Below are 3,865 nucleotides of genomic sequence, written 5' to 3'. Positions count from 1 at the left end.
CTCGAGAGCCTTGCCGCGGTCGAGGATCCAGATCCAATGGCCATACTTGTGGCGCATGCGGTACTCGGCCTCGAAGAACGGCGTCTCGCCGGCGAGATGGGCGCGATCGGCCTCGTCGACAATCGCTCGGTCGTCCGGATGGATCATCGCCAGCCAGCGATCGGGGTCGCCGTCCAGCTCGCCATCGGCATAGCCCAGCATCTTCACCCAGGTGGCGGAATAGGTGGTGCCGCCCTTGCGCAGATTGAAATCCCAGACGCCCTGGCCGGCGCTGGCCAGCGCGAAATTCCAGCGCGTTTCGGCCTCCGCGATGCGCGCCTCGGACTTCTTGCGGGCGTCGATGTCCTCGATCTGCGACACCAGATAGAGCGGCCGGCCGCTCTCCTCGTCGCGGATCACCGACCCGGCAAGCTGCGCCCAGACCGGCGTCCCATCCTTCCTGAGATATCGCTTCTCGAAATGGAAGGAATCGATCTTGCCTTCCTTCAGGCTCACCATCGTGTCCCGGCCGATCTGCAGGTCGTCGGGATGTGTGATCTGGAAAAAGGTTTTCGCCTCGATCTCCTCGCGACTGTAATCGAGCATGGCGGCGAAGGCCGGGTTGGTCTGCACGATGCGGCCATCGAGCCCGACGATGGCGACGCCGATTGCCGAGTCCTCCATGGCGCGGCGGAAGCGCTGCTCGCTTTCGGCGATCTGGCGGCGGTCGTCGACGATCTGGCGGATGAAGAAGGCGGCGAGGAACAGGGACGCCGCGATCATGGCGTCTGACACCTGCAGGCTGAGCTTGAGGGTCTCGGCGCCGAGATCAAGGCGCGACGACAGGATCGAGGCCGCGGCGGCGACAAGGCCGACCGCCATCAGGATCAGCGCTGCGTATCTGCCGGCCCGCGGGCCTTTCCAATTCCACCACGTCACAAAGTGTTCCACCCCAATGCGCAATCGCACGCCGATGCAACCCTGGCGGATCGATTTTAAGGAAAGGTTGCATCGGGGACGCAAGCGACGATGCTAACCGGCAAACAATTGCCGGCATGATTAAGGATCGGTGTGCGCGGCGCTACCAGCGTACGAAGAACCGCCCGCCGAGCGCTCCGAGGCCGGTGAGGATGATAACCGCGATCGTGTACCAGGTGGCGACGAAAAGCGGAGAGTCGTCGAAGCAGTGCACGGCATAGAAGGTCGCCGATACTCCGCCGGCGAGCAGGCCGGCGACCGCGCCCGCCAGCACCGGCCGCGTCGGAGCGCCATGGCGCAGCATCCTCAGGAAGACGGCGAGCGGCCCGAGGCCGATCAGCGGGATGAAGGTCATGCAGATCATCATGTTGGAGCCGACCAGCCGCGTGCCCCATTCGACCCGGGGCACCACGAAAAGTTCGAGGATCACCGCCACGGCCACCAACACGGGCGCGACGGCCATCCACGCCATCGCCCGGGAGGTCGGCGCACCGGGGCTCGACAGGGCCCGGATCAACACGAAGGCGCTGACGGCGAGCGCGATGGTGAAGACGAATTTGGACAGGAACCGCATGGTGTGCATGGCCGACATGAGATCGGGACGCGGACCGATGGTTAGCCAGAACACCGCCGCCGCGATTGCCCCCGCCGCCGCGATGGCCATCCACCAGGCGGAGCCGAGCGGCATCGCCTTGCCGCGGACATCGGCGTCGAGCGCCTTGATGAGATCCTCGGTCCTCATGTCACTGTCGTCCGAACCGTTTGGCTATGGCGGCAAGGCCGCGATGCAGCGACACCCTGACCGCCGTCTCGCTGATACCGAATTTCGCCGCCGTCTCGCCGATCGAGCGGCCCTCGACCGACACCGCCGAGACCACCGAGCGCTGCGCCGGCGGCAAGCTCTCCAGCACGCGGTTGATGTCGCGTTCGCTCACCGTCTCGGTTTCCGGCTCGGCGAAGGTCTCGGCGATCTCGTCGATCTCGACCTCGATGCGCCGCCCGCGCCGCCGGAAGGCGTCGATCAGCTTGAAGCGCGCAATGGCGTAGATCCATGGCAGCACCGGCGCGTCCTGGCGCCAGGTATGCCGTTTGACGTGAATGGCCAGCAAGGTTTCCTGCACGACATCCTCGGGGTCGACCCCGCCCTGAACGATCTTGCGCCGGGCAAAGCCGCGCACGAGAGCGGCCGTCCGCGTTAGAAAGCCGGCGTAAGCCGTTTCGTCTCCCGCGATCGCGGCCTTGAGCAACCGGGAAAGCTCGGCCTCGTTGTTGCCGGTCACAAGAGTTTTCTCCCCCGATGTTCGCGCCTCGGCGCTGATTTGTTACGTGGCCGGCGAAATAATGTCCAAGCCAAAGTGCCGCAAAATCACGAAAGGTTGCGCCCGGCGACCGAATGAAGCAGGCCTGCAATGTTGACCTTAATCAGGTATTGGTAGGTGCAGCCGTGCCAACCAAGACCATCAGATCGAGGACGACGCCCATGAGAATAGCCCTTTCCACGCTTGCCGGCGCCACGGTGCTGGCGCTCGGCCTGTTTGCCGCCCCGGCCATTGCCGAGGATGCCGGCATCGTCGTCTACAACGCCCAGCACGAGAGCCTGGCCAAGGAATGGGCAGCTGGCTTCACCAAGGAAACCGGCATCAAGGTCACGCTGCGCAATGGCGGCGACAGCGATTTCTCCAACCAGATCGTCGCCGAGGGCGCGGCCTCGCCAGCCGATGTGTTCCTGACCGAGAATTCGCCCGCCATGGCGCTCGTTGAGGCTGCCGGCCTGTTCGCGCCGGTCGACGCCGACACGCTGGCGCAGGTGCCGCAGGAGTACCAGCCGGCCACCGGCAAATGGGTCGGCGTTGCCGCCCGCAGCACCGTCTTTGCCTATGACAAGACCAAGCTCAAGGAAGACCAGTTGCCCAAGTCACTGATCGACCTCGCCGATCCGAGCTGGAAGGGCCGCTGGGCCGCCTCTCCATCGGGCGCCGATTTCCAGGCCATCGTCAGCGCGCTGCTACAGCTGAAGGGCGAGCCCGCCACGACCGACTGGCTGAAGGCGATGAAGGAGAACTTCACCGCCTACAAGGGCAACAACACCGTGATGAAGGCGGTCAATGCTGGCGAGATCGAAGGCGGCGTGATCTACCACTATTACTATTTCGGCGATCAGGCCAAGACCGGCGAGAACAGCAAGAACGTCGCGCTCCACTATTTCAAGAACCAGGATCCGGGCGCCTTCGTTTCGATCTCCGGCGGCGGCGTGCTGGCTTCGAGCAAGTACCCGAAGGAAGCCCAGGCGTTCCTGAAATGGGTGACCGGCAAAGGTGGCCAGGACGTGCTGAAGAACGGCACCTCCTTCGAATACGCGGTCGGCAAGGGCGCTGACTCCAACCCAAAGCTGGTGCCGCTGGCCGACCTGCAGGCGCCGAAAGTCGATCCGACGACGCTGAACTCCAAGAAGGTGACCGATCTGATGACGGCAGCCGGCTTGCTTTAGTTCGCGTTCGTCCTAAAAGGGCAACCGACTGCGCTCCTGCGGGACTTCGCTTTCCGCGGGAGCGCTCTGTTTTAGAGATGGCATCGTCGATGACGACAAGCTGCGTTCCTGGCTGCGATCAGCGCGCCTTCGGCCACCTTCGTCCGCGGGCCGATGCGGCGCGGCGTCCGGTCTGATGCAAGCGGCGGTCGACCTCATCCATTCGGGCCTGCCGGCGGCGGGGCGCCCGCGACGCCGGCGATCGACGTCCTGGATCCTGCTTGCCGCCGCTTTGGTCTCGCTGCTTGCGCTGCTGCCGCTGGCCTTCATCATCTGGATCGCGGTCCAGACCGGCTGGGAGACGGTCTCGGCGCTGATCTTCCGTCCGCGCGTCGGCGACCTCCTGATCAACACGATCCTGCTGGTGGCGCTGGCGGTTCC

At 64.8% G+C, this 3,865-nt stretch carries 4 protein-coding genes and 1 pseudogene; 2 read left to right on the top strand and 3 right to left on the bottom strand.

The annotated features are described in order from the left end of the window. The 3 genes from EN742_RS27365 to EN742_RS27355 all read right to left on the bottom strand — a co-directional run. Window positions 1–918 (bottom strand): PAS domain-containing protein (locus EN742_RS27365; protein WP_245492406.1); only part of this gene is annotated, 918 nt, incomplete at its 3' end. Between the two features lie 142 nt (window positions 919–1,060). Then, window positions 1,061–1,699: an NrsF family protein gene (locus EN742_RS27360; protein ID WP_126058111.1), complete on the bottom strand. Its 639-nt coding sequence runs from the start codon at window positions 1,697–1,699 to the stop codon at window positions 1,061–1,063. A gap of 1 nt (window position 1,700) precedes the next feature. Continuing rightward, the gene (locus EN742_RS27355; protein ID WP_126058110.1) at window positions 1,701–2,237 is read right to left on the bottom strand and encodes a sigma-70 family RNA polymerase sigma factor; all 537 of its coding nucleotides are present in this window, start codon (window positions 2,235–2,237) and stop codon (window positions 1,701–1,703) included. A 200-nt stretch (window positions 2,238–2,437) separates the two neighbouring features. On the opposite strand from EN742_RS27355, the gene EN742_RS27350 reads away from it, so the two are divergent. Both EN742_RS27350 and EN742_RS27345 read left to right on the top strand, forming a co-directional pair. Next, window positions 2,438–3,445 (top strand): iron ABC transporter substrate-binding protein, encoded by a 1,008-nt coding sequence (locus EN742_RS27350; RefSeq protein WP_126058109.1) that lies wholly within the window; start codon window positions 2,438–2,440, stop codon window positions 3,443–3,445. 175 nt (window positions 3,446–3,620) lie between these two features. After that, window positions 3,621–3,865, top strand: a pseudogene (locus EN742_RS27345) (iron ABC transporter permease); the annotation flags it as partial.

Origin of the sequence: Mesorhizobium sp. M4A.F.Ca.ET.020.02.1.1, from assembly GCF_004022645.1 — a bacterium.
Classification (GTDB): domain Bacteria; phylum Pseudomonadota; class Alphaproteobacteria; order Rhizobiales; family Rhizobiaceae; genus Mesorhizobium.
Note: the sequence above shows the minus strand (reverse complement) of the source record. Positions and strands in the feature narration are given on the sequence as shown.